Source organism: Streptococcus porci DSM 23759 (assembly GCF_000423765.1).
Lineage (GTDB): Bacteria > Bacillota > Bacilli > Lactobacillales > Streptococcaceae > Streptococcus > Streptococcus porci.
On the sequence record NZ_AUIP01000009.1, the window covers coordinates 106,245 to 113,120 of the forward strand.

Genomic DNA, 6,876 nt, shown 5'->3' on the forward strand with positions numbered 1-6,876 from the left:
TAAGGGATTAAGAAAACGAGAGAAGAGTAGAAAACTAAGGTCATGCTTTGTCTGTAGGACAGTTTGCTAGGATGGTTTAGGATCTCTACTTGCGAAAAAGTCATCTTGACTGTTTCACTCCCGAAGTTTTTAGACTGAGATTAAGGACTCAGTTTAAGTTTCTTAAACACTCTTTCCTTTCTATATAGTTTTGATAGGATAATTGGGTTGTTAAAACTATTTTGTACTATAATTATAATACGTAAAGCGCAAGCTTTTGTCAAATATAATCTACGGAAAGCTAGGGATATCTTGGGCAGGAAGCTAAGGCTTTATGAGGGGGCTACTTTATAGTATAATAACAATAAAAAAAGGAGGTTGGTATGTTTGTTCCTTTAGACACTAAGACCGTTTATAGCTTTTTGGATAGTTTGGTTGATCTGCCAACCTACATTAGTACAGCCAAGGATTTGGGATACACTCACATCGGTATCATGGATAGAGATAGTCTTTATGGAGGGTATTCCTTTATCCAGCAAGCAAAAAAAGCGGAGTTGACGCCGATTTTGGGCTTGGAGTTATCGGTGACAATAGCAGATCAGAAGTTGTTGCTCAAGTTAGTGGCCCAAAATACTGACGGTTATCATAGTCTTTTGAAAATATCCAGCCAGCGCATGATGGGAAAGACTGATTGGGCGGTTTTTTTGGAGCTTTTAAAAGGCGTTCTGGTAATCTTGCCAGCGGAGTTTGTGGATTTTGGAAATCAATTAAACTGTGATTATGTCATCGGGGTGACGGTGGACAGTCCGAAAATTAACTATACCAAGCCCTTGGTTCCCCTTCACACCGTTCGCTATTTTTCAAATGAAGATCGTGAAACCGTGCAAGTTTTGCATGCTATCCGAGAGAATGTGACCTTAAAAGATGTGGAACCACCCAATGCCAACCAGCTCCTATATTCAGTAGAGACCATGGATACGGTATTTGCAGAGCGCTTTCCTGAGGCTTTGGAAAACTTGGCAGAGCTCGTTAAGGATATCACTTATGATTTTGATACAGCCTTAAAGTTGCCACGCTTTAACCGTGAAAAAGAAGCCGTGCAAGAGCTCCGTGAAAGAGCTGAGGATGGTTTATCTAAGAAGGGGTTGCTAACACCGCCTTATCAAGAAAGACTTGAAAAAGAATTATCCGTCATTCATAAGATGGGCTTTGATGATTATTTCTTGATTGTTTGGGATTTGCTACGATTTGGACGCAGTAAAGGCTATTATATGGGGATGGGACGTGGATCTGCAGCAGGAAGCTTGGTCTCTTTTGCTCTGGACATCACGGGTATTGACCCTGTCAAAAATAACCTGCTCTTTGAGCGATTTCTAAATGAAGAGCGTTACTCGATGCCTGATATTGATATTGATCTTCCTGATATCTACCGTTCAGAGTTTCTGCATTATGTGCGTGACCGTTATGGCAGTCAGCATTCGGCACAGATTGTGACATTCTCGACCTTTGGAGCTAAGCAGGCAATTCGTGATGTGTTCAAACGCTTTGGTGTACCTGAATATGAGTTGTCCAATTTGACTAAAAAGATTGGTTTTAGAGACACGCTCAGCTCGGTTTATGAGAAAAATATGTCCTTTAGACAGCTAATCAACAGCAAGGCTGAATATGTCAAAGGCTTTGCTATTGCCAAAAAAATTGAAGGTCAACCACGCCAAACCTCTATTCACGCAGCTGGGATTGTTATGAGCGATGATGATTTGACAGATCACATTCCTCTTAAATCGGGCGAGGATATGATGATTACCCAGTATGATGCCCCTTGTGTGGAGGCCAATGGTCTGCTTAAAATGGATTTTTTAGGTCTTAGAAACCTGACCTTTGTCCAAAAAATGCAGGAAAAGGTACTTGCGGATTATGGCAGGACTATTGACATCAAGTCTATTGATCTGGAAGATGAAGAGACCTTAAAACTCTTTGCTAGTGGTCGCACTAAAGGCATTTTCCAGTTTGAACAGTCTGGCGCCATTTCCCTGCTCAAACGGGTTAAGCCCGAACGTTTTGAAGAAGTGGTTGCTACGACCAGTCTTAATCGTCCCGGTGCTAGCGATTATATTGATAATTTTATTAAACGGAAATTTGGTCGTGAGAAAGTTGACTTAATTGATCCTATTGTGGCTCCGATTTTAGAACCGACTTATGGCATCATGCTCTATCAGGAGCAGGTTATGCAGATTGCTCAGGTCTATGCTGGTTTTACGCTTGGTAAAGCCGACTTACTGCGTCGCGCCATGTCTAAAAAGGATAAGGGAGAAATGCAACGTATGGAAGTTGATTTTCTGGCAGGTGCAGCAGCTCTTGGCAGACCAGAAAGCGTTGCTCGAGACCTCTTTGAGCGCATGGCAAAATTTGCTGGCTATGGTTTCAATAGAAGTCACGCCTATGCATACTCAGCGCTGGCTTTTCAACTAGCTTACTTTAAGGTTCACTACCCAGATGCTTTTTACGATGTTATGCTGAATTTTTCTAGTAGTGATTATATCACAGATGCCCTGCAAGCTGATTTCAAACTCGGCAAGTTGCGTCTAAACTCTGCTCCTTACCACGATAAAATTTCTGAGGATAAGATTATTCTAGGTCTCAAGACAATCAAGGGGTTACCCCGAGATTTAGGGCTTTGGATTGTGGAAAATCGGCCTTATCTGAGTATTGAAAATTTTTTGGAAAAATTGCCAATTAAGTACCAAAAAACGGAAATTCTCATACCTTTAGTTCGAATTGGACTTTTTGATGACTTTGAAGCCAACCGTCGTAAGGTGGAAGTCAATCTTGAGCATCTCTTTACCTTTGTCAATGAATTGGGAAGCCTTTTTGCTGACTCAGCTTACTCTTGGCTAGAGGCTGAGGACTATACTGCGGCTGAGAAATACCGAATGGAGCAGGGGTTGCTAGGAGTGGGAATAAGCCCACATCCGCTTGAAGGGCTGTATCAGGAGCTAGCAGGAAACTTTACTCCCATTGAGCAGCTGATCCCCGATAGTGAAGCAACTGTTCTTGGCCAGATTGACAGCATTCGTATCATCCGAACCAAGAGCAAGGGTGAGCAGATGGCCTTTCTTTCGGTCAGCGACACTCACCATCGGCTTGATATTACTCTTTTTCCAGAAGTTTATGGGAAATGGCAGAGCCAGTTGAGTGAGGGTGCTATTTACCTTTTCAAAGGGCGCACGCAGATGCGCGAAGACAAACTTCAAATGGTTTTACAGACTGTTCTTCCAGCAAGTACTGAGAAATGCTGGCTTCAAATTGCTAATCACGACCATGACAAGGAAATTTCTGAAATTCTTGGCAGGTATCAGGGAAGTTTACCAGTTATTCTTCACTATGTTGATAGCAAGAAAACGCTACAAAATAAGACTCACCGTGTCCAAAAATCGAAGGATTTGATAGAAGAACTCGAACCTTATGTTATGAAAACGATTTTTCGTTAAAATCTAGCAGAAAAAAGAGCAATTTAAAAACAACTATGGTATAATAGTGAAGTTAGAAATTAAAAAGGAGAAAACCAAAAATGAAACGTATTGCTGTTTTGACTAGTGGTGGTGACGCCCCTGGTATGAATGCCGCTGTTCGCGCGGTTGTTCGTAAAGCAATCACAGAAGGCATGGAAGTTTTCGGTATTAACCGTGGCTATGCTGGTATGGTTGAGGGAGATATTTTCCCAATGGACGCTCACTCAGTGTCTAATACTCTTTCACACGGAGGGACTTTCCTTCAGTCGGCTCGTTACCCTGAATTTGCTACTCTTGAAGGTCAATTAGCTGGTATTGAGCAGTTGAAAAAACATGGAATTGAAGGTGTCGTGGTCATCGGTGGTGACGGCTCATACCACGGTGCTATGCGATTGACAGAGCACGGCTTCCCAGCAGTGGGTATCCCAGGTACCATTGATAATGACATCGCTGGGACGGATTACACTATCGGTTTCGATACTGCGGTAAATACTGCAACTGATGCTCTGGATAAAATCCGTGACACCTCATTCTCACACGGACGTACTTTTGTCGTTGAAGTGATGGGACGTAATGCTGGGGACATTGCCCTTTGGTCAGGTATCGCAGCTGGTGCTGATCAAATCATCATCCCTGAGGAAGATTACTCAATCGAAGAAGTTGTTGCTAACGTTCGCGAAGGTTACGAGAAAAAAGGTAAATTCCGCCATTTGATCGTTTTGGCTGAGGGTGTCATGCATGCTGAAAAATTCGTTGAGCTTATGAAAGAAGCTGGCGATACAAGTGATCTTCGAGCGACAAACCTTGGACACATTCTTCGTGGTGGTGCGCCGTCACCTCGTGACCGTGTAATTGCTTCATGGATGGGTGCGCGTGCTGTTGAACTTCTTAAGGAAGGTCGTGGCGGTCTTGCCGTTGGTATTCACAACGAGCAATTAGTTGAAAGCCCAATCCTTGGTACTGCTGAAGAAGGAGCCCTCTTTAGCTTGGGAGAAAACGGTAAAATTATCGTTAATAATCCCCACAAGGCTCGCCTTGATTTTGCAGCTCTGAACCGTGATTTGGCTCACTAAGGTATATTAACTAGTTAATTCTGCCGATAATCGGCAATTAAAAAAATAGGAGTTTCTTACAATGAATAAACGTGTAAAAATCGTTGCAACCCTTGGACCTGCGGTAGAATTCCGTGGTGGTAAAAAATTCGGAGAACCAGGTTACTGGGGCGAAGAACTTGATGTTGAAGCATCAGCACAGAAAATTGCTGAGCTGATTAAAGAAGGTGCAAATGTTTTCCGTTTCAACTTCTCACATGGTGACCACGCAGAGCAAGGTGCTCGTATGGCTACTGTACGCCGTGCAGAAGAAATCGCTGGTCAAAAAGTAGGTTTCCTTCTGGACACCAAAGGTCCTGAAATCCGTACAGAATTGTTCGAATCAGGCGAAGGTGAATACTCATACAAGACTGGTGAAGTTATTCGTGTTGCAACTAAACAAGGTATCAAATCAACTCGCGACCTTATCGCTTTGAATGTTGCTGGCGCCCTTGATATCTTCGATGACGTTGAAGTTGGTAAACAAGTTCTTGTCGATGACGGTAAACTTGGTCTTCGCGTTATTGAAAAAGACGCTGAAAAACGTGAATTTGTTGTTGAAGTTGAAAACGACGGTGTCATTGCTAAACAAAAAGGTGTAAATATCCCTTACACTAAAATTCCTTTCCCAGCTCTTGCTGAACGCGATGATTCAGATATTCGTTTTGGTCTGGAGCAAGGTCTTAACTTTATCGCTATCTCATTTGTACGTACAGCTAATGACGTGGAATCAGTACGTAACATTCTGCGTGAAACTGGTAACGAGCACGTTCAACTTTTCTCAAAAATTGAAAACCAACAAGGTATTGACAACATTGATGAAATCATCGAAGCTTCAGATGGTATCATGATTGCTCGTGGTGACATGGGTATCGAAGTACCATTTGAAATGGTTCCAGTTTACCAAAAAATGATCATCACTAAAGTGAATGCAGCTGGTAAAGCAGTTATCACAGCAACAAACATGCTTGAAACAATGACTGATAAACCACGTGCAACTCGTTCAGAAATCTCTGATGTTTTCAATGCTGTTATTGATGGTACGGACGCAACAATGCTTTCTGGTGAGTCAGCGAACGGTAAATACCCAGTTGAGTCAGTACGTACAATGGCAACTACAAGCAAAAACGCTCAAACTCTCCTTAACGAGTACGGACGTTTGAACTCAGATAAATTCCCGCGTGCAACGAAAACGGAAGTTGTTGCTTCTGCTGTTAAAGACGCAACAAAATCAATGGATATCAAGTTAGTTGTTACTGTGACTGAAACTGGTTTCTCTGCGCGCCAAATCTCTAAATACCGTCCAGACGCAGACATCTTGGCTGTTACTTTCACTGAAAAAGTTCAAAAATCACTTATGATTAACTGGGGTGTTATCCCAGTTGTGACTGAAAAACCTGCATCTACAGATGACATGTTTGAATTGGCTGAACGCGTTGCCCTTGAGCAAGGTCTTGTTGAGTCAGGTGACAACATCGTTATCGTTGCTGGTGTTCCGGTTGGTGTATCAGGTTCAACAAACACAATGCGTATCCGCACTGTAAAATAATCAGATAGTCTATTTGACTATCTAGAGCTACAAAGTTCTTGTTACAAGACCAGTAGTTGAGAAGACTGAAGAAAACTTCGGTCTTCTTTTTTATATTAATAGATAAAATTATGGGTCTATCAATCATTAAATAATCATTATCAGCTTTAATGTTGGAATATATAGTAGAGTGAATTAGAAACAGGACATATCTAGGTTTGTCAATTTGAGAACTCTAGAGTTATTTTAGGAGTGGGTTATTAACACTATAACTCAAAATTGTCCTTTTCCTAATTCAAACTATTATATTATCAGACAAGCAAAGAAGAAATTTTTTCCCGCGTTGTAAAATGAAGTGCAACAAAAAAGACATGTTCGTCTGATATACTAGAATTCCCAAACTCAGTATAGAAAGCAGATGAACATGTCCAACACTCATTCTACCAAAAAATCATCCTATTCTCATCTCACAGCAACAGAACGTGGTGAAATTGCTGCTTATCTTAAAGTAGGAAAGAAACCAGTTGAGATTGCTCGGTTCTTGGGTCGTCACCGTTCTACAATTTGTCGAGAAATCAAACGTGGTTCAGTCAATCAGGTACAGGATAAAAATGGGAAACGAACCTATTTCAGCGCCTATTTCGCTGATAGTGGACAACGTGTCTATGAAACCAATCGATCTGCCTAAGATGGTTAGTATCAGAAAACGTTCTAAGAAAGTCACGAAGACGAATCGGAAGACTTTGGGTAAGTCTATCGAAGAACGTCC

The 6,876-nt window shown here is 41.8% G+C and carries 3 protein-coding genes and 1 pseudogene; all 4 read left to right on the forward strand.

Going from position 1 to position 6,876, the window contains the following annotated elements; genetic code table 11:
• The first annotated feature begins 362 nt into the window (after nucleotides 1–362).
• Nucleotides 363–3,467 carry a DNA polymerase III subunit alpha gene (locus tag G576_RS0104220; RefSeq protein WP_027973547.1) on the forward strand — a complete coding sequence of 1,035 codons (3,105 nt, stop codon included), beginning with the start codon at nucleotides 363–365 and terminating at the stop codon, nucleotides 3,465–3,467.
• Nucleotides 3,468–3,547: 80 nt separating this feature from the next.
• Entirely contained in the window at nucleotides 3,548–4,561 is a 1,014-nt protein-coding gene (gene pfkA / locus G576_RS0104225) for a 6-phosphofructokinase (protein WP_027973548.1), read from the forward strand.
• 61 nt (nucleotides 4,562–4,622) lie between these two features.
• The gene (pyk, locus tag G576_RS0104230) at nucleotides 4,623–6,128 is read left to right on the forward strand and encodes a pyruvate kinase (RefSeq protein WP_027973549.1); all 1,506 of its coding nucleotides are present in this window, start codon (nucleotides 4,623–4,625) and stop codon (nucleotides 6,126–6,128) included.
• A gap of 403 nt (nucleotides 6,129–6,531) precedes the next feature.
• Nucleotides 6,532–6,786 (forward strand): annotated as a pseudogene (locus tag G576_RS12260) (helix-turn-helix domain-containing protein); the annotation flags it as partial.
• Nucleotides 6,787–6,876 lie beyond the last annotated feature (90 nt).

Coding starts and splice junctions, on each gene's coding strand:
- pfkA (WP_027973548.1), top strand. CDS start 3,548: ATGAAACGTATTGCTGTTTTGACTAGTGGTGGTGACGCCCCTGGTATG.
- G576_RS0104220 (WP_027973547.1), top strand. CDS start 363: ATGTTTGTTCCTTTAGACACTAAGACCGTTTATAGCTTTTTGGATAGT.
- pyk (WP_027973549.1), top strand. CDS start 4,623: ATGAATAAACGTGTAAAAATCGTTGCAACCCTTGGACCTGCGGTAGAA.